General features: G+C 66.3%; 24 protein-coding genes. 20 read left to right on the top strand and 4 right to left on the bottom strand.

The window, feature by feature from the left end; translation table 11 throughout:
* Nucleotides 1–169 precede the first annotated feature (169 nt).
* Together KKR91_RS13115 and KKR91_RS13110 are read left to right on the top strand one after the other, a co-directional pair.
* The gene (locus KKR91_RS13115; protein ID WP_237687378.1) at nucleotides 170–979 is read left to right on the top strand and encodes a hypothetical protein; all 810 of its coding nucleotides are present in this window, start codon (nucleotides 170–172) and stop codon (nucleotides 977–979) included.
* Nucleotides 980–981: 2 nt separating this feature from the next.
* Nucleotides 982–2,262 carry a phosphotransferase family protein gene (locus tag KKR91_RS13110; RefSeq protein WP_210228165.1) on the top strand — a complete coding sequence of 427 codons (1,281 nt, stop codon included), beginning with the start codon at nucleotides 982–984 and terminating at the stop codon, nucleotides 2,260–2,262.
* Nucleotides 2,263–2,275: 13 nt separating this feature from the next.
* On the opposite strand, the gene KKR91_RS13105 is transcribed toward KKR91_RS13110, so the two are convergent.
* Both KKR91_RS13105 and KKR91_RS13100 read right to left on the bottom strand, forming a co-directional pair.
* Nucleotides 2,276–3,250, bottom strand: a complete 975-nt coding sequence (locus KKR91_RS13105; RefSeq protein WP_210231847.1) for an IS481 family transposase — start codon at nucleotides 3,248–3,250, stop codon at nucleotides 2,276–2,278.
* A 93-nt stretch (nucleotides 3,251–3,343) separates the two neighbouring features.
* Nucleotides 3,344–3,817, bottom strand: a complete 474-nt coding sequence (locus KKR91_RS13100; RefSeq protein WP_210231119.1) for an Lrp/AsnC family transcriptional regulator — start codon at nucleotides 3,815–3,817, stop codon at nucleotides 3,344–3,346.
* A 178-nt stretch (nucleotides 3,818–3,995) separates the two neighbouring features.
* Between KKR91_RS13100 and KKR91_RS13095 the strand changes: the two genes are divergently transcribed.
* The 8 genes from KKR91_RS13095 (at nucleotide 3,996) to KKR91_RS13060 (ending at nucleotide 11,790) form a co-directional block, all read left to right on the top strand.
* Nucleotides 3,996–5,234 (top strand): MFS transporter, encoded by a 1,239-nt coding sequence (locus tag KKR91_RS13095; RefSeq protein ID WP_210231120.1) that lies wholly within the window; start codon nucleotides 3,996–3,998, stop codon nucleotides 5,232–5,234.
* A gap of 75 nt (nucleotides 5,235–5,309) precedes the next feature.
* A complete protein-coding gene (locus tag KKR91_RS13090; protein ID WP_210231121.1) occupies nucleotides 5,310–6,236 on the top strand; it encodes an N-acetylglucosamine kinase in 927 nt (308 codons plus the stop codon).
* Complete coding sequence (locus KKR91_RS13085) at nucleotides 6,229–6,669, top strand: NUDIX hydrolase (RefSeq protein WP_237687377.1); 441 nt, start codon at nucleotides 6,229–6,231, stop codon at nucleotides 6,667–6,669. Before KKR91_RS13090 ends, KKR91_RS13085 begins: the two co-directional genes overlap by 8 nt.
* Nucleotides 6,670–6,827: 158 nt before the next feature.
* Nucleotides 6,828–7,931 carry an ABC transporter ATP-binding protein gene (locus KKR91_RS13080; protein ID WP_210231311.1) on the top strand — a complete coding sequence of 368 codons (1,104 nt, stop codon included), beginning with the start codon at nucleotides 6,828–6,830 and terminating at the stop codon, nucleotides 7,929–7,931.
* Between the two features lies 1 nt (nucleotide 7,932).
* Nucleotides 7,933–8,742, top strand: a complete 810-nt coding sequence (locus KKR91_RS13075) for an ABC transporter permease (protein WP_210231122.1) — start codon at nucleotides 7,933–7,935, stop codon at nucleotides 8,740–8,742.
* A 3-nt stretch (nucleotides 8,743–8,745) separates the two neighbouring features.
* The gene (locus tag KKR91_RS13070; RefSeq protein WP_210231123.1) at nucleotides 8,746–9,537 is read left to right on the top strand and encodes an ABC transporter permease; all 792 of its coding nucleotides are present in this window, start codon (nucleotides 8,746–8,748) and stop codon (nucleotides 9,535–9,537) included.
* Nucleotides 9,534–10,493 (top strand): ABC transporter substrate-binding protein, encoded by a 960-nt coding sequence (locus KKR91_RS13065; protein WP_210231124.1) that lies wholly within the window; start codon nucleotides 9,534–9,536, stop codon nucleotides 10,491–10,493. Before KKR91_RS13070 ends, KKR91_RS13065 begins: the two co-directional genes overlap by 4 nt.
* 79 nt (nucleotides 10,494–10,572) lie before the next feature.
* On the top strand, nucleotides 10,573–11,790 hold the full coding sequence (locus KKR91_RS13060) for a pyridoxal phosphate-dependent aminotransferase (RefSeq protein WP_210231125.1): 1,218 nt from the start codon (nucleotides 10,573–10,575) through the stop codon (nucleotides 11,788–11,790).
* A 48-nt stretch (nucleotides 11,791–11,838) separates the two neighbouring features.
* On the opposite strand, the gene KKR91_RS13055 is transcribed toward KKR91_RS13060, so the two are convergent.
* Together KKR91_RS13055 and xseA are read right to left on the bottom strand one after the other, a co-directional pair.
* Nucleotides 11,839–12,075 carry an exodeoxyribonuclease VII small subunit gene (locus KKR91_RS13055; RefSeq protein WP_210231126.1) on the bottom strand — a complete coding sequence of 79 codons (237 nt, stop codon included), beginning with the start codon at nucleotides 12,073–12,075 and terminating at the stop codon, nucleotides 11,839–11,841.
* A 56-nt stretch (nucleotides 12,076–12,131) separates the two neighbouring features.
* Nucleotides 12,132–13,415: an exodeoxyribonuclease VII large subunit gene (gene xseA, locus KKR91_RS13050; protein WP_210231127.1), complete on the bottom strand. Its 1,284-nt coding sequence runs from the start codon at nucleotides 13,413–13,415 to the stop codon at nucleotides 12,132–12,134.
* 94 nt (nucleotides 13,416–13,509) lie between these two features.
* On the opposite strand from xseA, the gene KKR91_RS13045 reads away from it, so the two are divergent.
* From KKR91_RS13045 to KKR91_RS13000, 10 genes are all read left to right on the top strand, one after another.
* Nucleotides 13,510–14,349 (top strand): hypothetical protein, encoded by an 840-nt coding sequence (locus tag KKR91_RS13045; protein WP_210231128.1) that lies wholly within the window; start codon nucleotides 13,510–13,512, stop codon nucleotides 14,347–14,349.
* 110 nt (nucleotides 14,350–14,459) lie between these two features.
* A complete protein-coding gene (locus tag KKR91_RS13040) occupies nucleotides 14,460–15,539 on the top strand; it encodes a 4-hydroxy-3-methylbut-2-enyl diphosphate reductase (protein ID WP_210231129.1) in 1,080 nt (359 codons plus the stop codon).
* A gap of 26 nt (nucleotides 15,540–15,565) precedes the next feature.
* A complete protein-coding gene (gene ychF, locus KKR91_RS13035; RefSeq protein ID WP_210231130.1) occupies nucleotides 15,566–16,651 on the top strand; it encodes a redox-regulated ATPase YchF in 1,086 nt (361 codons plus the stop codon).
* Between the two features lie 424 nt (nucleotides 16,652–17,075).
* On the top strand, nucleotides 17,076–17,357 hold the full coding sequence (locus tag KKR91_RS13030; protein ID WP_210231131.1) for a pyrophosphorylase: 282 nt from the start codon (nucleotides 17,076–17,078) through the stop codon (nucleotides 17,355–17,357).
* Between the two features lie 136 nt (nucleotides 17,358–17,493).
* Nucleotides 17,494–17,703, top strand: a complete 210-nt coding sequence (locus KKR91_RS13025) for a hypothetical protein (RefSeq protein WP_210231132.1) — start codon at nucleotides 17,494–17,496, stop codon at nucleotides 17,701–17,703.
* Nucleotides 17,687–19,756 carry an alpha/beta hydrolase gene (locus tag KKR91_RS13020; protein WP_210231133.1) on the top strand — a complete coding sequence of 690 codons (2,070 nt, stop codon included), beginning with the start codon at nucleotides 17,687–17,689 and terminating at the stop codon, nucleotides 19,754–19,756. The genes KKR91_RS13025 and KKR91_RS13020 overlap by 17 nt, the downstream gene beginning before the upstream one ends.
* 91 nt (nucleotides 19,757–19,847) lie before the next feature.
* Nucleotides 19,848–20,354, top strand: a complete 507-nt coding sequence (locus KKR91_RS13015) for a hypothetical protein (RefSeq protein ID WP_210231134.1) — start codon at nucleotides 19,848–19,850, stop codon at nucleotides 20,352–20,354.
* 195 nt (nucleotides 20,355–20,549) lie between these two features.
* The gene (locus KKR91_RS13010; RefSeq protein ID WP_210231135.1) at nucleotides 20,550–21,056 is read left to right on the top strand and encodes a hypothetical protein; all 507 of its coding nucleotides are present in this window, start codon (nucleotides 20,550–20,552) and stop codon (nucleotides 21,054–21,056) included.
* A 222-nt stretch (nucleotides 21,057–21,278) separates the two neighbouring features.
* Nucleotides 21,279–21,728, top strand: a complete 450-nt coding sequence (locus tag KKR91_RS13005; protein ID WP_215057240.1) for a hypothetical protein — start codon at nucleotides 21,279–21,281, stop codon at nucleotides 21,726–21,728.
* A 153-nt stretch (nucleotides 21,729–21,881) separates the two neighbouring features.
* Nucleotides 21,882–22,400, top strand: coding sequence for a hypothetical protein (locus KKR91_RS13000; RefSeq protein WP_215057238.1), 519 nt, complete (start codon nucleotides 21,882–21,884; stop codon nucleotides 22,398–22,400).
* The last annotated feature ends 66 nt before the right edge of the window (nucleotides 22,401–22,466 follow it).

Here is a 22,466-nt window from a genome sequence, read left to right as displayed (position 1 = left end):
CAACAGCTCCCTGATACTGGCCGTTACCGTTGGCCTGTGGTTGCTGTGGGTTGCCCCCTATATGCTCCGCCGGCCAGCCTCCGCGTTGCCGGCTGTTCTGCCCCCGCCCTCCTCAACAGCCATCCGCTCTTCCATCTCTGCCGATGGACTGTCCCAGCAGGGGAACATCATGAACAACACCGCATCCGCCCGGCCCGGCACATCCGCCGCCACCACCTCCCCGGCTTCGGAGAACGCCCGGCCGCAGGCCACGCAGCCGGCCTTCCGGATCCGCTACGGCCGGGCAGCCCTGGCGCTGGCAGGTGCGCTCGCTGTGGTGACGGTCATCGCCGGCCTTCCCCTGGCCCTGTTCGGCGCAGCGTCCTGGTGGCTCCCGGCAGGGGCAGCCGTCCTCACGGCAGCCGTAGTTGCCTCCCTGCGTACGCTGGCCGTGCGCGACCGGCGGAGCCGGGTCAACGCCGCCTTCCGCGCGGCCATGGCCTCCGGCTCTGCCCGCCGGGCTGCCGAGCCCGAAGCGGCGCCCGCTGAAGCACCCGTGGTCCAGGAGCGTCCGCAGCGCGAAACGGTTCTGTTTGACGCGGAATCCACCGGGACCGCCAAGGTCGACGACGCCGGAGAGACCTCGGTCAGCACCGCACCGGGATCACCCGATCGCCCCCTGACCGCAGCGGAGCTGCGCACCGCCGCCCTTGCCGTGGCTGCCCAGGCGGCCCCGCAGGCACCTGCAGGCCCCCCGAAGACTTCCACCACCCCGTGGGAGCCGGTGGAAGTACCCAAACCCACCTACGTTGAAGCCGCAGTGGCACCGCGCGCCGCACCGGAACCGATCGTTCTGCCGCAGACGCCCAAGCCCGCAGCCCGGACCTCCATCCGCGCCGGAGCCGAAGCGGCTGCAGCAGACAACGCAGCCGGCGCCGAGGCTGCACTGAACACCGGCAAGATCAACCTCGACGACGTGCTGCAGCGCCGCCGCGCCTAGCCATGAACCGTGAGGGCGGGCCGCGGAAGCTGCCGTCCGAGTCGGCCCTGAAAAGCTTGCTGGAGGGACCCGGCATCCACCGGCCCCTGGCTGCCGTGCTGCGGCCGCTGGGCCTCACCCCGGTGACCTGGGCCCATCTGCGTTCCCATCACCGCCCCGGAGCCGGCATCACCGCCCTGTACCGGGTTCAGGCACAGCCACGCCGGGCCGCATCTGCAGGCCAACCCGGGCAGACCGTGCACCTGCAGATCGGAGCGACAACCGCTGCCCTGCCGCCGGAAACAATTACTGGAGAACCGGCCGGCACGGTCACAGCCACCCTGGATGGCACCGCCATCCGGCTCTGGGTGCATCCCCGCGATCCGGTCCTGACCGGGCTGCCCTGGGCCACCAACGCCGAAGCAGTGGCCCGTGATGTGTTCGTGGGGACGGGAACGGCTTCGCTGGCACTCACTGCGTACCGGCCGCTGCGCCGGGCCGTGGTGCGGGCAGACCACGCCGGGGCGAGGGCCTACCTGAAAGTTCCACAGCCGAAGCTGGCGGCCGGCCTGCGGCACCGGCTTGAACTGGCCGCGGGGGCAGGGCTGCCGGTGCCGCCCCTGCTGGACGCCGGACCTGCTGCCGGCAGCGCACGGGAGAACGTGCTGGTCATGGATTCCCTGCCCGGAAAATCCCTGCATCTGCAGCTGCGCCCGGCAGGTGCCCCTGCATTTGATCCGGATGCCCTGGTTGACCTGCTGGACCGGCTCCCCGCCGGCGCCATGGCCTTTTCCCGCCGGCCTGGCTGGGCGGAACGGGTAGTGGAGTACGCCGACGGCGCCGTCGTCGCGCTGGGCACGGAATCCGGGCGCATCAGCCATCTTGCGGGGGACATTGCGGCGGCGGTGGCCGCTGCCGACCCGGGGCCGCTGGTTCCCTCCCATGGTGACTTTCACGGAGGCAACCTGCTGGCTGTGGGAAACAGTGAAACGCTCGAAATCAGCGGCCTGCTCGACGTCGATGCCCTGGGCCCCGGGCATCGCGTGGATGACCTGGCCTGCTTCCTGGGCCATCTGCGGGTGTTGTCGGCGCTGAACCCCCAGAACAGCGGACTCCGGGCAGCAGCGCAGCTGTGCACCCGTTCCTTTGCCCGCCAAACGGATCCCGAGGCCCTTTATGCGCGGTCCGCCGCCGTGGCGCTGACACTGGTGGCCGGAGCCGCAAGCCGGGGCCGGCAGGCAGGCGGGCTGACCCTGGCCACTGCGGAGGAGCTGTTGAGCAGCACCCGGACCGGCTCCGGGTGAGGCCTAGGTGTACTCAGACAGGACGTTGGTTGCACCGGGTGATGGGTGCTTTGCCTCCGAGGCTGGTGTGCGGGCGTTGGTGGTTGTAGAAGTCTAGCCACGGTCCCAGCGCGTCGGTTCGGGCCTGGTTGGAGTCGAAGACCTGCCGGTAGGCCCAGCCTTCCTGCAGGGTCCGGTTGAAGCGTTCGGCTTTGCCGTTCTGCCACGGATGGCGGGGCTTGATCAGAATGTGTTTGGCATCCAGTGCGGTGAGTACGGACTGAAAATCGTTCGAGAGGCGGTAGGCGAACGCGTTATCGGTCATCACCCGTTGCACCGGCGCCCCGTGGGCAGCCATGAACGCTGCGGCCCGTTCCAGGAACCCGGCGCAGGTGAAGCCTTTCTCATCGGGGTGGACTTCCACGAACGCGAGCCGGGAGTGGTCATCCACGGCCACGTGGACGTAGTCGAACCCGACCCGAGTATGGCCGGTGTTGTGGTTGCGGGCGGATTGCTTCGGGTCTGCCCGCCAGCCACCGCCGTCGGGTATCCGGCCAAGTTTCTTCACATCTATGTGGACCATGTCCCCGGGTGCGTCGCGTTCATACCGGCGTTCGGTCGCCCGGCCTGCACGGATCCGGGTCCCGGTCAGCGGGTCCAGATCCCAGAGCTTCGGCATCCCGGCACGGGTAAGGATCCGGGAGACCGTCCGGACGCCGACACCGGTGCGTGCCGCGATATCGGCCGGCCCCGTGCGGTGCTCGGTCCGGGACGCAAGGACCTCGGCCGTCTTCGCTGGGCTGGTGGCGTGCGGGCAGGATTTCGGCTTCGACGAACGGTCTTCCAAGCCAGGCAGTCCTTCGTCCCGGTAGCGATTCACCCACCGGTAGGCCGTGGGCCGGGAGATGCCCATTTCTTTGGCGACGTGGGCTACCGGCCGGCCGGAAGTAACGCGCTGGATCAGGATCATTCTTCCGGCCGGAGCCAGACGGGCATTACGGTGGGACATGAAGACCTCTTAGGTTCGGGTGTGTGTGGTAACCACCAAACCTAAGAGGTCTTCACCCTATTCACGTGTAACTAACGTGGTGTCTCAGTACACCTAGGTGGCGGGGGCCAGCTTCTGCAGCAGCGGTTCACTGCGGTAGGGGATGTGTTCATGCAGGGCCAGGACCGTCTCGGTGCGGATCACGCCCTTGATGCGCAGTACCGAGCGCAGCGCCTGCTGCAGCTGCTGGGTGTCAGTGGCCGCCAGCCGGCACCAGATGTCGCCGTGCCCGGAGATCTCGTACACCTCCAGGATCTGCGGCAGTTTGCGCAGCCCGGTGATGACCGTGTCCAGCTCCCGGTGTGAGACCTCAAGGGTGACAAACGCCAGGACGTCATAGCCCAGCAGCGCCAGGTCGACGTCGCGCCCGCCCGGGCGGACCAGCCCGGCCCGGTCCAAGTGCTTCAGATGGCTCTGCGTGGTGTTGCGGGCGATGCCCAGCGTTTCACTCAACTCGCCGATCTGTGCCCGCGGATCGCGTACCAGCTCCAGCAGCAACTTCAGGTCCAGGGCGTCCAGATTGCCCATTGCGCGCATCTCCTCTCAGCGGTTACGAAGAATATTGATCGAAACGCTCAATTTTGGTCCTTTTGTCGCCTCAAAAGACCCGGTAGCCCTCATCCTATAGAGGAATTGATCAGTATCTGCATGTGGGTACATCCGCAGCAGAGCAAAACCGGCACCAGGAAAGAGTAGTGGACACGAATTGACCGTCCTCAGCGAACTGCGGATGCGGCCCGCTCCGACCGGGCGTCGTGAGTGGGATCCGGACCGTAGGCCCCGGCTGCTGCTGACCCTGGCCATCATGGCCACCCTGCTGGTCGGAGCCAACCTGGCCACCCCGCTGTATCCGCTGCTGGGGGACCGCCTGGGGATGAACCACTTTGGCGTCAGCGTTGCCTTTGCCGCCTACGTGATGGTCCTCATTGCGGGGCTGCTCCTCGTGGGCCACTGGTCCGACTTCATCGGCCGGCGCGCGGCGCTGGTCCTGGCCGGGGTCGTCAGCCTCCTCGGCGGCGTATTGTTCGGGACCGCCACGGGCATGGGGGCCCTGATCGCCGGCCGCGCCCTGCAGGGAGCCTCGGTGGCGCTGGCCACCGGCGCCAGCTCCGCGGCCCTGCGCGAACTGCTGCCGCACCGGCCGGAATGGGCCACCCGCTTCACCCTCCTGGTCTCCGCCGGCGGTGTGGCCGCCGGACCCGTGATCGGCGGGCTGCTGTCCCTTCTGCCGGCGCCCACCTTGACCCCGTTCCTGATCCACTCCGTGGTCCTGGCCGCCCTGCTGGTTCCGTTGTGCCTGCTCAAGGCCCGTCCGGCGATCTCCCTGCCGCCGCCGGGACGCGCCTCCAAGGCCCTGCGCCCGCGCCGGCTGGCTGTCTCGCACCGCGCCCGGTCCCAGTTCTGGATGGCCTCCATCACCGGGTTCCTGAGCTTCGCCGTCTTCGGCTTCTACCTGTCGCTTGCACCCACCTACTTTGCCGGCATCGCCGGTACCTCCTCCCGCCCTGCGATCGGCCTGCTGGCCGCCCTGGCCCTGGCGGCCTCGGCCGTCAGCCAGCTCACGGGCATCCGCGGCCGCTGGGTCGTGCCGGCCGGGCTGGCGCTGATGGGGACCGGCGTGGCACTGATTCCGGCTGCCGGCGCCCTCTCCAGCGTCGCGCTCCTGGCGGTGGCATCGCTGGCAGCCGGCTTTGGCCAGGGGATGGCCTTCCGGGCCGTGTTCAACGACGTCGCTGCCTCCGTGGAGGCGGCCCAGCACGCCCAGATCATCAGCACGGTCTATGTGATCACCTATCTGGGCAGTGCGCTCCCGGTGCTGGGCCTCGGCGCTGCCGGCGCCGCTTGGGGGCTGGCCGTCTCAGTGACCTGGTTCTCCGCCGCCATCACGGCCTCCTGCGCCGCGCTGTGCGGTTTCGCCCTGTTCCGCATCCTCAAGCGCGCCTGACCGGCTGCCGGTACTGGTTCCGCCCGTTTCCGCCCGAGTGCGCAGCAGACCGGACAGGAACGTAGGCTGGGTCATATGGACACTTCCCCCAAGGCGGAGCCCGGATCCGGTTCCGGACGCATCATCGGCCTGGATATCGGCGGCACCAAAACCCACGGACTGCTGCTGCAGCACGGAACTGCCGCCGCGGAGGCCGTGGCCGGAAGCGCCAACGTCCAGAACGTGAGCCCGGCGCAGGCCGCAGCGAACCTCGCAGAGATTTTCGCGGCGCTTGGAGCGGGGGCGGTGGAGCGCGTGATTGCCGGTTCCGGTGGGATTGACACGGACGACGACGCCGCCGCCCTGCGCGCGCTGATCGCCGAGCAGGTGCCGGGCGCGGTCATTGACGTCATCCACGACACCCGCCTGATCCTCGCGGCCGGCGAGAGCCCGGCCGGGATCGCTGTTATTGCAGGCACCGGCTCGGTGGCCTGGGGCCAGGCACCCGACGGCCGGGAGGCACGCTCCGGCGGCTGGGGCTACCTGCTTGGCGACGAAGGCAGCGGCTACTGGATCGCGCGCGAGGCCGTGCGCCGTACCCTGCGCCGCATGAACCTGGGCCTGGAACCCGATCCGCTGGCAGCGGCACTGTTGCCCGCCTGCTCGGTGCGGGCACCCGAGGAACTCATCAGTCTGTTCCATGCCCCTGCTACCGGCCGCCGGTACTGGGCAGGCAAGGCAGGCATCGTGTTTGAGGCCGCCGACGCGGGCAGCGCGGCCGCCGCGGAGATCATCGAGGCAGCCTCGCGGCACCTGGCAGGGCTCGCCGCCGATACCGCCCGGCTGCTCGGCATCACCGGTCCGGTGGTGATCGGAGGGGGACTGGGCGTGAACCAGCCGCTGCTGCAGGCCCAACTGCGGCAGGACCTGGAACGGGCCGGACTGGCGGACATCCGCTTCCTGACGCAGGACCCGGTCTACGGCGTCCGCTATCTCACGGCGGGGCAGGCCCCGCGTGGCTGAGGACTTTGACGTGCGCATCGGCGCCTACGCCGTGATCCTGCGCGGGGAGTCGATCCTGCTCTCCCATTGGAATGACCATGGGTACTCCAGTTGGACGCTGCCCGGCGGGGGACTGGAAGCCAGAGAAGACGCGCCGGCCGCCGTCGTGCGGGAAGTCCGCGAAGAGACCGGCTACACCATCGGCACCCCGGAGCTGCTGGGGGTGGATTCCCTCTTCATCGAGCCCGAGCACCGGTTCACGGGCGAGAACCCCCGTCTGCTGCACGCCCTGCGGATCATTTACCGCGCGCAGATCCTCTCCGGCGAGCTCACCCACGAGCTGGACGGCAGCACCGACGAGGCGGCCTGGGTGCCGCTTCAGAAGGTTCCGGAGCTTGGACCGACGCCGCTGGTCCAGGTGGGCCTGCGGTTGGCCATCCAAAGCCGCACCTGATCCGAATCCTGTTCCGGACAAGATAGCCATTTCTGTTCTGGACTACACAGACCCGGTGTCCTACCGTAAACACACGGCAGGCCCAGAGCTCCGCAGGACCCGATGATGCCAACGGAAGGTGCCCCATGACCCCGCCGGAACCAGCCCCGCCCGAGACAATGATCAGTTTCCGCGGCGTGACCAAGTCCTTCTCCGGTTCCGCCGCCCCTGCAGTGGAGAACCTGAGCCTGGATATCGCCCGCGGTTCCATCACCGTCTTCGTGGGGCCGTCGGGCTGCGGCAAGACCACCTCGCTGCGGATGATCAACCGGATGCTGGACCCCACCGCCGGATCGATCACCGTGGACGGCACCGACATCTCGGGGGTCAAGGCTCCCCAGCTGCGGCGTTCCATGGGGTACGTGATGCAGTCCGCCGGGCTCATGCCGCACCGGACGGTGCTGGACAACGTGGCCACCGTTCCCCGGCTGCTCGGCCAGTCCAAGGCCCGCGCCCGGGCCCGGGCAGCGGAACTGCTCGACGTCGTCGGCCTCGCCTCGGCGATGGGTGCCCGCTATCCGGCGCAGCTCTCCGGCGGCCAGCAGCAGCGCGTGGGCGTGGCCCGCGCGCTCGCCGCCGACCCGCCGGTGCTGCTCATGGACGAACCCTTCAGCGCCGTGGACCCGGTGGTCCGGGCCGAGCTGCAGGAGGAGCTGCTGCGGCTGCAGCGCGAGCTGGCCAAGACCATTGTTTTTGTCACCCATGACATCGACGAGGCCACCATCCTGGGCGACAAGGTGGCCGTGCTCGCCGTGGGCGGACGCCTGGCCCAGTACGCCGCCCCGGAAGAAATCCTGCGCGCCCCGGTGGATGACTTCGTGGCAGGCTTCGTCGGCCGGGACCGCGGCTTCCGGCACCTGTCCTTCCAACCGGGAGAAAATGTTCCGCTGCACCAGGTGCAGCTGCTGGATCCGGCGCAGCTGGCCGACCCCGCGGTTCCCGTGACCGGGGACTGGGCGCTGGCGGTCGACGACGACGGCCGCCCGCTGGGGTGGGTGCCCGCGCGCTACCGTGCGGAAATTACCTCGCCGGACCGGCTGGTGCCCGGCGGTTCCCTGTACCGCGAGGGGGAGACCCTGCGGCAGGCGCTCGACGCCGCACTGTCCTCACCGGCCGGACTGGGCGTGGCGGTCGACGCCGATTCGCGGGTTGCCGGCACCATCGTCCCCGGCGAGGTCCTGGCCCTGATCGAGGCCGCCCGGCTGCAGCGAAGCGGGGGCTGACGTGGAGTGGTTCCTTTCCCACACGGACCAGGTGTACCGGCTGACCGGGCTGCACCTGTTCCAGTCGATTGTGCCGCTGGTGCTGGGCGTGCTCATCGCCGTGCCGCTGGCCGCCCTGGTCCGCCACCGCATCCGGCTGCGCGGCGTCGTGCTCTCCACCGGGTCGCTGCTCTACACCATTCCGTCGCTGGCCCTCTTCGTGACGCTGCCGGCCATTCTGGGCACCCGCATCCTGGACATCAGCAACATCATCATCGCGCTGACCATCTACGCAGTGGCGTTGATGCTGCGGGTGGCCCTTGACGCCTTTGACTCGGTGGACGACGGCGTCCGGCAGGCGGCGGTGGCCATGGGCTACCGGCCGCTGCGCCGGTTCTTCACGGTGGACCTGCCCTTGTCCGTCCCGGTGCTGATCGCCGGATTGCGGGTGGTTTCGGTCAGCAACATTTCCATCGTCAGCGTCGGAGCGCTCATCGGGGTGGAGAACCTGGGCTTCTTCTTCCGCGACGGGCTGCGGCGGTACTTCATCACCGAGATCGTGGTGGGCATCATTGCCACCCTGGTGCTCGCCTTCGCCATGGACCTGCTGCTCGTGCTGCTGCAGCGCGCCCTGACCCCGTGGCTGCGGGCCGGGACCGGGATTGGGGCCGGGGCAAGACTCCGGCGCGGGCTCCGGCGCGGACCCCGGGGCGGGAAGCGGACCGGAGGCGGGCAGCCGGGCGACGGTCCGGGGCAGCGCCCGGGCAGCACTGCCCCCCGCCCGGCAGGCACACCGGCAGCAGCACCCGACGCGGCTTTGAAGGGGGCCTAGGCGATGCCCCTGATCCTTCCCCGCACCGAATACACCAGTACCAACGCCCTGGGCCAGGGCTGGGAGTGGCTCACCGACCCGGCCAACTGGACCGGCGCGGCCGGCATCCCCGCACGCACCTTCGAACACCTGCAGTACACCGGGCTCACCCTGGCCATCGCCCTGGCGATCGCCGTTCCCATTGGCCTGTACATCGGCCACACCGGCCGCGGGCAAGTGGCGGTGGTGGCCGTCTCGGGCCTGCTGCGGGCGCTGCCCACCCTGGGCATGCTGACCCTGTTTGTGTTGCTCGCCGGCCTGGGCCTGATGCCGCCCATCTGGTCGCTGGTGCTGCTGGCCATTCCGCCGCTGCTCGCCGGAACGTATTCCGGGATCGGCTCGGTGGACCGCAGCGTGGTCGACGCGGCCCGCGCCCAGGGCATGACAGAGGCCCAGATCCTGTTCCGGGTGGAGCTGCCCAACGGACTGCGGGTGCTGTTCGGCGGGCTGCGCGGTGCCACCCTGCAGGTCGTGGCCACCGCAGCAGTGGTAGCCACCATCAACCTGGGCGGACTGGGGCGGTACCTGATCGACGGCTTGGCCGTGGGGGACTACGGCCGGGTCTTCGGCGGAGCCGTGATCATCGCTGCTCTGGCGCTCGCCGTCGACGCCGTGATTGCGTTGGCCGCACGCCTCACCATTTCACCCGGACTGCAGAACGGCCGCGCCCCATCCGCGGCCGAAGCAGCCGGTACCGGAACCATACCGACCGGCAGCGGAACGACCGCTGCCGGCGCACAAGGAGGAAAACCATGATGCAGCACAAGCGCCGGAACTTCCGGCCCAAAGGCCTAGCCGCCCTGGCCGGAGGATTCGCCCTGGCCCTCGCCATGGCCGGCTGCAGCGGCGGCGGGGGAGACCCGCTGGCCTCCGAGTCGCCGTCGGAAAGCGCAGCGGCCGGAGGCGAAACCATTGTGGTGGGCTCGGCTGACTTCCCCGAATCCAGCACTTTGGCCGAAATCTATGCCGGTGCACTGAACGGCGCCGGAATCCCGGCCGAAACCAAGCTGGGGATCGGCTCGCGCGAGGTGTACCTGCCGGCGCTGCAGGACGGCTCCATCGATCTGATTCCGGAATACAGCGGAGCCCTGCTGGTGGGAGTGGATCCTCAGACCACGCTGGTGGATTCGGGTGAGATCCTGGATGCGCTGCCGGACGCGTTGCCCGAGGGCCTGGTCATCCTGGAAGCATCCGATGCCGAGAACAAGGACGCCATGGTGGTTACCAAGGCCACTGCCGAGAAGTACAAGCTTGAGAGCATCGAAGACATGGCCAAGGTCTGCGACCAGCTCATCCTGGGCGCACCGGCCGAGTTCGCCGAGCGGGCCCAGGGCCTGCCCGGGCTGAAGGACAAGTACGGCTGCGAGTTCAAGGAATTCACCGCCATCGGCGACAGCGGCGGCCCGCTCACCGTGGACGCACTGCTGAACGACGACGTGCAGGTGGCCGATATCTATACGACCACCCCGGCGATCGAGGAAAACGGCCTGGTGGTGCTGGCTGATCCGCTGCAGAACTGGCCGGCCCAGCAGGTTGTTCCGCTGGCCTCGTCCGCCGCCCTCAGCGACGAGGCCATCGACGTGCTCAACAAGGTCTCAGCCCAGCTGACCACCGAGGACCTGATCGAGCTGAACCAGGCCGTCAGCGGGGACCAGAAACTGGATCCGGCCGAGGCGGCCAAGATGTGGCTGGAGGAAAAGGGCCTGGCCTGAGCCTGGCCTGAGCACCGTCGAGGACCCCTTTCCGCTTCACATGCGGAAGGGGGTCCTCTGTCTGTGGCACCATGTTTGAATGGCAGAATTCAAGCAGTCGCACAAGCTCCACAATGTTCTCTATGACATCCGCGGCCCGCTGCTCGAGCACGCGCAGCGCATGGAAGCAGCAGGCCACCGGATCCTGAAACTGAACATCGGCAACCCCGCGCCATTCGGTTTTGAGGCGCCGGAGGCCATCCTCGTGGACATGGTGCGCCACCTGCCCAAGGCCCAGGGATACAGCGACTCCCGCGGCCTGTTCTCGGCCCGCACCGCCGTCGTCCAGTACTACCAGGGCCGGGGCATCCAGAACATCGACGTCGACGACGTCTACCTGGGCAACGGGGTCAGCGAACTCATCACGCTGTCCCTGCAGGCACTGCTGAACAACGGCGACGAGATCCTGGTCCCGGCACCGGACTATCCGCTGTGGACCGCCTCTGTGTCCCTGGCCGGGGGCACCGCCGTGCACTACCTCTGCGACGAAGACGCGCACTGGTGGCCCGATGTGGAGGACCTGGAATCCAAGATCACCGACCGCACCAAGGGGATCGTGCTGATCAACCCGAACAACCCCACCGGGGCGGTGTATCCGGACCACATCGTCAAGGCGATCGTTGACCTGGCGCGCAGGCACGGGCTGATCATTTTCTCGGACGAGATCTACGAGAAGATCCTGTACGACGACGCCCTGCACATCAACTCAGCATCCATCACCGGCGACGACGTCCTGTGCCTGACCTTCAGCGGGCTGTCCAAGGCCTACCGGATTGCCGGCTACCGCAGCGGCTGGATGGCGATCTCCGGGCCCAAGCACGAGGCCGCCGACTACATCGAGGGCATCAACCTGCTGGCCAACATGCGGTTGTGCGCCAATGTTCCCGGCCAGCACGCCATCCAGACGGCGCTGGGCGGCTACCAGAGCATCAACGACCTGATCCTGCCCGGCGGGCGGCTCAAGGCACAGCGCGACCTGGCGCACAAGATGCTCAACGACATTCCCGGGGTCAGCTGCGAGCTGTCCATGGGCGCGCTGTACCTGTTCCCGAAGCTGGATCCGGAGGTCTATCCGATCGAAAGCGACGAGCAGTTTGCCCTGGACCTGCTCAAGCAGCAGAAGATCCTGATCTCGGTGGGCACTGCGTTCAACTGGGTGCGCCCGGACCACTTCCGGATGGTGACCCTGCCGAACGTGGAGGACATCGAGGACGCCATGATCCGGCTCGGCGAGTTCCTCAGCACGTACAAGCAGTAGGCGCTCACCCCGGGGACTGACCGGCTGGCGGGAGCGGGCGCGTCGGGGCTATTCCCCGCGGGCCTGCTCCCGGGCCGCGTCCAGGCGCTTGCGGGCTCCTTCGAGCCAGGACTCGCACCGGGTGGCCAGCTGCTCGCCGCGCTCCCACAGGGCCAATGACTCCTCCAACGAGGCGCCGCCGGTTTCCAGCCTGCCAACCACGGTCATCAGCTCGTCCCGTGCCTGCTCATAGCTCATGGCTTCAATGTCGGCCGGGACTGTTGTTTCGTTCACTGCGGGGTTCATTTCGGGGATTTCCTTTGGCTCGAAAATGCTGCGGGGTCGGGATAGCGGGTTGGTGCTTAGTCCTGCGGGGATTCTCGGGCGTCGGCGGTGGCTGCCACTTCGCCCACCGCCACGCGGATGCGCAGCCGGGCGGCGTCGGGCACTGCAGCCGCGTCGCGGACCACCTCGCCGTCGGGCAGCTGCACGACGGCGTAGCCGCGGTCCAGCGTGTTCTGTGGCGACAACGCCCGCACCTGGGCGCGGAGGTGGGAAATCCGGTCGGTGTCCCGCCGGATCTCCGCGTTCATGCAGGACATGGCCCGCTCCCGCAGCCGGGAGATGTCCTGGGCGCGCACATCGACGATGGTCGCCGGCGAGGCCATGACCGGACGCGACCGGATATGGTGCAGCCGGTCGGCTTCCCTGCCCACGGTCAGTTCCACGATGCGGCGCAGCTGGGCCCGGGCTGAGCCGATGCGGTGCAGCTCCTCGCCCACGTCCGGAACGATCCGCTTGGCCGCGTCGGTGGGGGTGGAGGCGCGCAGGTCGGCGACGTCGTCGAGCAGCGGGCGGTCCGCCTCATGGCCGATCGCGCTGACCACCGGAGTGGACGCCGCAGAGACGGCGCGGACCAGGTCCTCGTGGCTGAACGGCAGCAGGTCCTCCAGGGAACCGCCGCCGCGGGCAATCACAATCACGTCCACTTCGGGCATCGCGTCGAGCTGGGCCAGCGCCCGGGTCACCTCGGACACCGCGTTCACGCCCTGCACGGCAACTTCACGCACCTCGAAGGCCACCGCCGGCCAGCGCAGCGCGGCATTCTTCAGGACGTCCTTCATGGCGTCGGAGTTGCGGCCGGTGATCAGTCCGATCCGGCCCGGCAGCAGCGGCAGCGGCCGCTTCCGGTCCTCGCTGAACAGCCCCTCGGCGGCCAGTGCCTGCCGCAGGCGTTCGATCCGGGCCAGCAGGTCGCCGATCCCCACCGGGCGGATGTCCCGGGTCTGCATGGAGAGCCGGCCGGTCTTGACCCAGAAATCGGGCTTCACCTGGGCCACCACCCGGGCACCGCGCTCCAGCGGCAGCTCGAGCCGGTTCATGACCGTGCTCCATACCGTGAGGGAGAGCGAAATCTCCGCATCGACGTCGCGCAGCGTGATGTAGGAGGCATTGGCGCGCTTGTTCAGCTCGATGATCTGCCCCTCCACCCAGGTTGCGGGTGCGCGGTCAATGTAGCTCTTGAGGTTCTTCGAGAGCAGCTGCAGCGGCCAGGGATTCTCCGGCGTCGTTTCCGCAGCGGTCTTCGGAACGCTCGTCGGCGCGGTTGGTTCTTCGGGACCGGAACGGTCTATGGGGTCTTGCATAAGTTAATGTCTATCAGGTGCCGCCCCCAACGCACGTGCCGGCGGAATCCCGCCGGGTTCAGCCCGCCTCCTAAGACGGACAAGGAAACACTTCATGCGCACACTCTGTTCGGCACTTCTGGGCCTCGCCGCCGTTCTCCTGGCGGTCACGGCTTTCTGTTCCGCGTGGCTGGCTGAAAATGTCGTGTCCGATACCGGCTTCACCGCCCTGGGCCAGCCGCTGGGCACTGATCCGGCGTTCCAGGAGGACCTGTCCGAGGCCATCGGCGAGGAGGCCGCGGCGACCGTCCAGGTGCCCGATGCCCTGGTTCCGCTGATCCAGCCGCTGATCACCGGTGCGGTGCAAGGCGTGCAGTCCCTGCCGGAGTATCCGCAGGCCTGGGACCAGACGCTTCAGCGCTCCCACGCGCTGACGTTCGACGGCGGGCCGGACATCACGCTGGACGTGGCACCCCTGGTGTCACTGGTCACGGGGAGCATCGGGGCCCAGTCGGGGATCGACGTCGCCCCGCCGGAGCAGTCACCGATTACCCTGGCCGGCGGTGACCAGCAGCGGAACCTTGATGCACTGGTGTCAGTGGCAGGCGCCTGGCCGTTCCTGGCCCTGGGTGCCGCTGCTGCCGCCGTCCTGGCCCTGTTGGCAGCGCGGCACCGCTCGGCCGCGCTGGCCTGGCTGGGCGCCGGGGCACTGATCTCCGGCGGCCTGCTGTGGTTTGCGGCCGGCAGCCTTCCGTCGCTCGCGGCCCGCCCGGCGTACAGCAGTGCGGTGGCGGAGACCTTCGCCGCTGCCTTTGCCTCCGAAGCCGCCGCCAGCCTGCAGGCCTGGACCCTGCCGTTCATGCTCGGCGCAGCGGCGCTCCTGGTGTTGGGACTCATCCTAGGGTCAGTCAGCGGCTCCCGCCGCCGTCGTCGTGCTTATGGCCGCCGTTCCTGAGCGCTGCCCTCGTCTCCGCCACCGGCAGGCATGCGCGACAGCGGTGCGCCGTCAGCGGACGGCACACCGCCGCGGCCATGTGGGACCGGCCCACCCGATAGCATGGAGGCATGACCAGCACTGCCGTATCCGTGCCTATGCCCACCGTGCCGCGCCGACGCCGCAGCCCTGAGGACATTGCCGCCGCCGCCCCCGTGAGCGGACCCCGCCGCGTCCTGCTCGCCGCCCCGCGCGGCTACTGCGCCGGCGTCGACCGCGCCGTGATTGCCGTGGAGAAGGCGCTGGAGGCCTACGGCCCGCCCGTCTACGTCCGCAAGCAGATTGTGCACAACCTGCACGTGGTCCACACACTGGAGGAGAAGGGCGCCATCTTCGTCGATGAAACCGACGAGGTTCCCGAGGGCTCGCTGCTGATCTTCTCCGCGCACGGCGTTTCCCCCGCCGTCGTCCAGTCCGCGGCGGACCGGCAGCTGCGCACCATCGACGCCACCTGCCCGCTGGTGACCAAGGTCCACAAGGAAGCTGTCCGGTTTGCCCGCGACGACTTCGACATCCTGCTGATCGGGCACGCCGGCCACGAGGAAGTCGAAGGCACCTACGGCGAGGCGCCCGAGCACACCCAGATTGTCAACGGCCCCGAAGACGTGGACAAGGTCACCGTCCGGGACCCCGACAAGGTCATCTGGCTCTCGCAGACCACGCTTAGCGTTGATGAAGCCATGCACACCGTCGGACTGCTGCGGAAGCGTTTCCCGACCCTGCAGGACCCGCCCAGCGACGACATTTGCTACGCCACCTCCAACCGCCAGGCCGCGATCAAGAAGATCGCTCCGGATGCGGATCTGGTGCTGGTGGTGGGCTCGGCCAACTCCTCGAACTCGGTGCGCCTGGTCGAGGTGGCCCTTGAATACGGAGCCAAGGCCTCTTACCGCGTCGACTTCGCCAACGAGGTGGATGAGAGCTGGTTCGAGGGCGTGTCCACCGTGGGCGTCACGTCCGGCGCCTCCGTCCCGGAGAACCTGGTCCAGGACGTGCTGCGGCTGCTGGCCGACTACGGCTACGGCGACGTCGAGGAAGTGGTCACCGCGCAGGAGGACATCATGTTCTCGCTGCCCAAGGAAATCCGGGCCACGCTCAAGGCCATGGGGGACACCTCCCGGGGTCTCGGAGGCCGGCGCGCCGGAGCGTAGCGCGGGCACCGGTATGATTGTTTACCGTGGCTCTTACTATTGGCATCGTCGGCCTGCCCAACGTCGGCAAATCAACCCTGTTCAATGCGCTGACCCGCAATAACGTTCTGGCGGCGAACTACCCGTTCGCCACCATCGAACCGAATGTCGGCGTCGTGTCGCTGCCGGATCCGCGCCTGGCCAAGCTGGCCGAGGTCTTCGGATCGGCCCGGATCCTGCCGGCCACGGTGTCCTTCGTGGACATCGCCGGCATCGTCAAGGGCGCGTCCGAAGGTGAAGGACTGGGCAACCAGTTCCTGGCGAACATCCGTGAAGCCGAGGCCATCGCCCAGGTGATCCGCGTGTTCGATGACCCCGATGTCATCCACGTGGACGGCAAGGTGGACCCGAGCTCCGACATGGAGACCATCAACACCGAACTGATCCTTGCCGACCTGCAGACGCTGGAAAAGGCGATCCCGCGGGTGGAGAAGGAAGTCAAGATCAAGAAGCGCGACGCCGCGCAGCTGGCCGCCATGCAGGCCGCTCAGGCTGTTTTGGAGCGCGGCGATACCATCTTCGCCTCAGTGGCCAGCGACAAGCTGGAAATGGAGCACCTGCGCGAGCTGAGCCTGCTCACCGCCAAGCCGTTCATCTACGTGTTCAATGTCGACGACGCCGTGCTGGCCAGCCCGGAGCGCCAGGAGGAACTGCGCAGGCTCGTGGCTCCGGCCGAGGCGATCTTCCTGGACGCCAAGCTCGAATCCGACCTCGTGGAGCTGGACGAAGAAGAAGCCCGCGAAATGCTCGAGATGAGCGGCCAGGAGGAGTCCGGCCTGGACAAGCTGGCACGGGTCGGCTTCGACACCCTGGGCCTGCAGACCTACCTCACGGCCGGTCCCAAGGAAACCCGTGCATGGACCATCCACCGCGGCGACACGGCGCCCCAGGCTGCCGGCGTCATCCACTCCGACTTCCAGCGCGGCTTCATTAAGGCTGAAGTGGTTTCCTTCGACGACCTGATCGAGGCCGGTTCCATGGCCGAGGCCAAGTCCCGCGGCAAGGTCCGCATTGAAGGCAAGGAATACGTCATGGCCGACGGCGACGTGGTGGAGTTTAGGTTCAATGTATAGGTTTTTCGTCTGAATCAATGAGAATGCCGCCCTCCACGGAAACGTTGAGGGCGGCATTTCTTATAACCGGGGGTCGATAGCTTTCGCGAAGTGCCTACTCCGACAGGCTCCGTGGTCCGGAAGCGCGTTGGACGGTCGTAAGTCGTGTTTGCATTCTGGCCACTTTGGCAAACAACGGCCGAGGGACGGCCATATGCGGCCCTCGCACCACGGCAGCGGATGATCTTTCGCTAGGGGATCCAAACTGAAGCGTCGCGAATATGCGCTACCCACTAAGTGCACACAGGATTCGCTGGCCACGTTGTCGGGATAATAGTTCATTTATCACAGTGGATTTATAGCGGTCGTGTTGGTACCGTCAACCCTATTCGGGCACCGGCATGTATGCCGGTGAGGAAGCAACTGTCGCAACGGGGGAATCTATATGTCACGTGTGTTGTCTACTGAGCAGGCCAAGTCCGCTATCGGCCAGGTGCAGTCCATCATTAATGGTGGTTTTACTGATCAGATTTCGGCGCTGGATACGCAGGGCAAGATCCTGTCCGATCCGAACACCTGGGACGGCCCGCTGGCCGCCCAGTTCCGGGGTTCAACGTGGCCGGAGACCAAGGCCGCCCTGGATAAGGCCCGCCAGGAGCTCGAGGAGTTGCGGACGCAGTTGCAGAAGATCTCCCAGGACATCTTCTCGGCCGGCGGCGGCGCCTGAGTAGTAGCCGTGCGCGGTGTTGCCCGCGCCGGTTTGCTTGTGAGGGTCTCTTTTCTTCTTTTGTGCCCGTGCGTGTGTTTACCCGGCGGGCCCGATGCTTTTATCGTTGTGGTTCCGTGCCTGGGGGGCGTTGGTTGTGACTGAATTCGTTGAGATGCCGTTGTTGCCGGAGTCGGGGGCGTCCTATGGTGGGCGGTTCGATTACGGGGTGGCCGGGTCGGCGCGGCGGGCATTCGAGTCCGAGGCGTTCCGGTTGAAAAACCAGGCAGCGTCCCACCCCGACTACACCCACAATTGGGATGAGCCCGTCCTCGTTGAAGGAGCAAACGGTGTCTGTTCCGTTTGACGATAATGCTGCCGCATCGCTGGCCAGGGTTGCCCGTGACGTGGACCGGCGGCTTCGGGATGTAGGTGTGTTGCGCCGTGGTGCCGTTGAGACTGCGGTAGCGGACTTCGCTGGCGGGTATGCCAAGTTGTTCAAAGCCGCTGCGTCCTTTGAGCTCCAGGATCGCGGCAGGCTGTCCGGTGTGCTTGACGATCTTGCTGCGCAGGTGGAAGTGGCCCGAGAGCAAGCACGGAAGGAAAATGACAGGCAGACCAAACTGGCCGATTGGCGGGAACGCGAGGCTGAACGTGAAACCAGACGCGAAAACGAGAACTTCATCGGAGATATCGGCGTCGGCATGGACGGGTTCTTTGATCGGAAACCCTCTGAGACACCCGAAGCGCCTCCTACCATCTGGGCGGTATTCTCTCCCATGCAACGCTTTCGCACATCAGGCGGAGGTGGCTCGTCGAAACTGGAAAGTTCTGCTGATCCGGACCATCTACGCACCTTCGTGGCCCAGGCCAGAGCGGATGACTCAGCGCTGAGCCACGAATTCATACAGCTGGGGAACGCGTGGACGGCGTTCACCTCTTCGTGTTCCTGGGTTCCGCTGGGATCGACCACGTTCCTTGTCGGGTTCGCACAGCTCCTGGTGGAAAATCGGTCGGATGCCGATTGGATTGAAAATGTAGCTAACGCGTTCGCTGCCGCCGGCGGGGGTGTCCTGTTGGATCATGCGCTTGATCTGGTAGCCGCTGCTGCCGCTCCATTGAGCGATCAGGACCTGCTGCATGAGCTCTCGTCCCTGCCCGCGAAGGAGCTAGCCGCCATGATGGCGGCCTCCCCTGCACTGCAGTCACAGCTTCTGTCGATAGACCCCGCCGAGATCCACTCGTGGTGGACGGCCATGAACCCGCAAACGGGCACCGGAACCCCGTTCTCGACCCGGCAGGACCTCTTGCTGACCAAGTTCCCAGAGGTCTTCGGAAACTTGGAAGGACTCCCGTATACAGCCCGGGACCACGCGAACCAAACCGCACTCAAGTCGGCCATAGCCGACCTGGAGGCGCAACTAGCGCAAAAGCAGTGTCTCCTCGACGGCACGGACGGCGACGGCGGGATGCCGCCGCTGGCGGTCGTAGTGGAAAATTCCCTTTTGCAGAAGCAGCTCGACGGACTGCACAATATCCAAAAGGCGCTCCAAGTTCCAGGCGGTTGGGCAACGAGGCAATTGATCTCCTTCACCGAAGACAATCCTCCCTTGGCTGCGGTGTCGATCGGTGATCTCGATACCGCTGACAGTGTTACCTATGCTGTTCCGGGAATGGGCACAACTTCCTATAAGGACATGACGGGGTGGACGAAATCCGGCCAAAACCTGCATGACCTGCTTCCTCAGGGAAGTGCCGTTGTGGCATGGATCGGATATGAGACCCCGCCCGAGCCCACATTGGAAAACCCTGACCTAGGTGTTCGTGACGTGAATCTAGCAGTCGCCGGCGGGCATAAACTCGGCGGAGCGCTCGGTGGCCTGGCCGCGGTCCGCGGTGAGATCATGCCGCAGGTAAACATTGTGGCCCACTCCTACGGGACGACGACGGCTGCGGTGGCCCTCACGCAGCCGGGCATCCATGTGGATAATTTCATCACCCTCGGCTCGGCGGGCCTGCCCGACAACGTCGATACGGCCGCCGATCTCAATGCCGGGCAGGTGTATTCCGGACACGCACGAGACAAGATGCCTTGGGAAACCGAAAGTGGGGATCAGTGGGCTTGGATCGGCCGGGAGACCAGCCGTGATCACACGGTGAACCCCATGGACTCTGAGTTCGGGTCCCACGCTTTTGGCACTGATACCGGCGGTGACGCCGGACGGGTGGTTACGGACCACTCCACGCATATGTCTGATAACGGTGAACAGGCCGGATACTTAGACAAAGGAACAGAATCCCTAAAAAATACGGCCCGGGCTATTAAAGGGGAAACGGAGTTGATCACCGAGTATGCTCCGTTGGGGCCGACTGACCAGCAGAAGGCCTTAATAGAAGGAATGAACGGTGCCAGCCTCTAAGACGCGTATAAAGATCTTCACGGCCGCTGCCGCCGTGCTCATGATGGGAACGACACTAGCCGCGTGCGCTGAGAAGGAGACAAACACGACAATGTCGGAGAAAAACACCCCCGAGGAGACAAACAGTGCCAGGGAAGGCCGGGACCGGGTGGTCGAACTCGTGTTCAATACCGCCGAACAGTTGGACATCACCGGGTGGTGGCCCCGCAACGGGTCAGCGGGGGCGCAGGAGTGCACCCCTGAAAGCAGCCATGGACGGGAGGATGCCACTGCCAGTTACAGCTATGACCGCTGGGCCCCCCGTGGAACCGACCATATTGGGGATGCCAAGCGCGTCGCCGAGTATTGGGAGTCCCTTGGCATGAGCGTACGCACGGTAAATCCGACAACACACCCGACTGTCTTCGCCGAGGGTGGTCCCGTCCTCCGGGCTGAATTCGACACCTATGCGTCCGACGAGTCGTACAGTATTAGCGCTATTGCCCCCTGCTCGCCGGGCGACGCTTGGACCTTGAATGAGGAGGACAGTGCAGAGCGGGATCAAGGCAAAGTACTCCCCGGAGACGAAGGCCTGGTCCTTCAAGACCCTCCGCAGTAATCCCACGAAGCAACTACCTCGCCCGGCGCCCCGCCCGCAGGTTCCGATGGGACCAGCTGGTCTGCTAAAGCCCTTAATCGAAGGAATGAATTGTCCGCCGCTAAGCCACATATAAGGATCCTCACGGCAGCGGCTTCCGCGCTCATGATGGGAATGACAATGACCGCATGCACTGAGAAGGAGCCAAGCACGACAATGTCGGAGAAGACGACGCCGGAAGAGACAATCAGTGCCAGGGAAGGCCGGGACCGGGTGGTGGAACTCGTGTTCAATACCGCCGAACAGTTCGACGTCACCGGGTGGTGGCCCCGCAACGGCGCAGCGTGGGCGCAGGAGTGCACCCCCGAAAGCAGCCATGGACGGGAGGACGCCACTGCCAGTTACAGCTATGACCGCTGGGCCCCCCGTGGAACCGACCATATTGGGGATGCCAAGCGCGTCGCCGAGTATTGGGAGTCCCTTGGCATGAGCGTACGCACGGTAAATCCGACAACGCACCCGACTGTCTTCGCCGAGGGCGGTCCCGTCCTTAGGGCTGTATTCAATACCTATGCAGCGGACGAGTCGTACAGTATTAGCGCTATTGCTCCCTGCTCGCCGGGCGACGCTTGGACCTTGAATGAGGAGGACAGTGCCGAGCGGGATCAGGGCAAAGTCCTCCCCGGAGACGAAGGCCTGGTCCTTCAAGACCCTCCGCAGTAACTTCACAATACAATTACCTCGCCCGGCGCCCCGCCCGCAGGTTTCGGTGGGACCGACTGGTCTGCTAAAGCCCTTAATCGAAGGAATGAAATGTCCGCCGCTAAGCCACATATAAGGATCCTCACGGCAGCGGCTTCCGCGCTCATGATGGGAATGACAATAACCGCATGCGCCGAGAAGGAGCCCAGTACGGAGATCAGTGCCAGAGAAGGGCGGGACCGGGTGGTTGAACTAGTCTTCAATACCACCGAACAGCTCGACGTCACCGGGTGGTGGCCCCGCAACGGCGCAGCGTGGGCGCAGGAGTGCACCCCCGAAAGCAGCCGTGGACGGGAGGATGCCACTGCCAGTTACAGCTACGACCGCTGGGCGCCCCGGGGAACGGATCATATTGGGGATGCCAAGCGCGTCGCCGAGTATTGGGAGTCCCTTGGCATGAGCGTACGCACGGTAAATCCGACAACGCACCCGACTGTCTTCGCCGAGGGTGGTCCCGTCCTCAGGGCTGAATTCGATACTGATGCATCCGACGAGTCGTACAGTATCGGGGCTACTGCTCCCTGCTCGCAGGGCGACGCTTGGACCTTGAATGAGGAGGACAGTGCCGAGCGGGATCAAGGCAAGGTCCTCCCCGGAGACGAAGGCCTGGTCCTTCAAGACCCTCCGCAGTAACTCCACAATGCAATTACCCCTCCCGGCGCCCCGCCCGCAGGTTCCGGTGGGACCGGCTGGTCTTCTAAAGCCCTTAATCGAAGGAATGAAATGTCCGCCGCTAAGCCACATATAAGGATCCTCACGGCAGCGGCTTCCGCGCTCATGATGGGAATGACAATAACCGCATGCGCCGAGAAGGAGCCCAGTACGGCAATCAGTGCCAGGGAAGGCCGGGACCGGGTGGTGGAACTCGTGTTCAATACCGCCGAACAGCTCGACGTCACCGGGTGGTGGCCCCGCAACGGGTCAGCGGGGGCGCGGGAGTGCACCCCCGAAAGCAGCCGTGGACGGGAGGATGCCACCGCCAGTTACAGCTACGACCGCTGGGCACCCCGGGGAACCGACCATATTGGGGATGCCAAGCGCGTCGCCGAGTATTGGGAGTCCCTTGGCATGAGCGTACGCACGGTAAATCCGACAACGCACCCGACCGTCTTCGCCGAGGGTGGTCCCGTCCTTAGGGCTGTATTCAATACCTATGCAGCGGACGAGTCGTACAGTATCGGGGCTACTGCTCCCTGCTCGCCGGGCGACGCCTTTACCTTGAATGAGGAGGACAGCGCAGAGCGGGATCAAGGCAAAGTCCTCCCCGGAGACGAAGGCCTCGTGCTTCAGGACCCTCCACAGTAATCCCACAATGCAATTACCCCTCCCGGCGCCCCGCCCGCAGGTTCCGATGGGACCGGCTGGTCCGCT

It is taken from the genome of Arthrobacter jiangjiafuii, from assembly GCF_018622995.1.
Taxonomy (GTDB): domain Bacteria; phylum Actinomycetota; class Actinomycetes; order Actinomycetales; family Micrococcaceae; genus Arthrobacter_B; species Arthrobacter_B jiangjiafuii.
Note: the sequence above shows the minus strand (reverse complement) of the source record. Positions and strands in the feature narration are given on the sequence as shown.

Bases quoted from the DNA above. Each gene is read 5' to 3' on its own strand.
- KKR91_RS13115 (WP_237687378.1), top strand. From the start codon at position 170: ATGAACAACACCGCATCCGCCCGGCCCGGCACATCCGCCGCCACCACC.
- KKR91_RS13110 (WP_210228165.1), top strand. From the start codon at position 982: ATGAACCGTGAGGGCGGGCCGCGGAAGCTGCCGTCCGAGTCGGCCCTG.
- KKR91_RS13105 (WP_210231847.1), bottom strand. From the start codon at position 3,250: ATGTCCCACCGTAATGCCCGTCTGGCTCCGGCCGGAAGAATGATCCTG.
- KKR91_RS13100 (WP_210231119.1), bottom strand. From the start codon at position 3,817: ATGGGCAATCTGGACGCCCTGGACCTGAAGTTGCTGCTGGAGCTGGTA.
- KKR91_RS13090 (WP_210231121.1), top strand. From the start codon at position 5,310: ATGGACACTTCCCCCAAGGCGGAGCCCGGATCCGGTTCCGGACGCATC.
- KKR91_RS13080 (WP_210231311.1), top strand. From the start codon at position 6,828: ATGATCAGTTTCCGCGGCGTGACCAAGTCCTTCTCCGGTTCCGCCGCC.
- KKR91_RS13070 (WP_210231123.1), top strand. From the start codon at position 8,746: ATGCCCCTGATCCTTCCCCGCACCGAATACACCAGTACCAACGCCCTG.
- KKR91_RS13065 (WP_210231124.1), top strand. From the start codon at position 9,534: ATGATGCAGCACAAGCGCCGGAACTTCCGGCCCAAAGGCCTAGCCGCC.
- KKR91_RS13060 (WP_210231125.1), top strand. From the start codon at position 10,573: ATGGCAGAATTCAAGCAGTCGCACAAGCTCCACAATGTTCTCTATGAC.
- KKR91_RS13055 (WP_210231126.1), bottom strand. From the start codon at position 12,075: ATGAACCCCGCAGTGAACGAAACAACAGTCCCGGCCGACATTGAAGCC.
- xseA (WP_210231127.1), bottom strand. From the start codon at position 13,415: ATGCAAGACCCCATAGACCGTTCCGGTCCCGAAGAACCAACCGCGCCG.
- KKR91_RS13045 (WP_210231128.1), top strand. From the start codon at position 13,510: ATGCGCACACTCTGTTCGGCACTTCTGGGCCTCGCCGCCGTTCTCCTG.
- KKR91_RS13040 (WP_210231129.1), top strand. From the start codon at position 14,460: ATGACCAGCACTGCCGTATCCGTGCCTATGCCCACCGTGCCGCGCCGA.
- KKR91_RS13030 (WP_210231131.1), top strand. From the start codon at position 17,076: ATGTCACGTGTGTTGTCTACTGAGCAGGCCAAGTCCGCTATCGGCCAG.
- KKR91_RS13015 (WP_210231134.1), top strand. From the start codon at position 19,848: ATGTCGGAGAAAAACACCCCCGAGGAGACAAACAGTGCCAGGGAAGGC.
- KKR91_RS13010 (WP_210231135.1), top strand. From the start codon at position 20,550: ATGTCGGAGAAGACGACGCCGGAAGAGACAATCAGTGCCAGGGAAGGC.
- KKR91_RS13000 (WP_215057238.1), top strand. From the start codon at position 21,882: ATGACAATAACCGCATGCGCCGAGAAGGAGCCCAGTACGGCAATCAGT.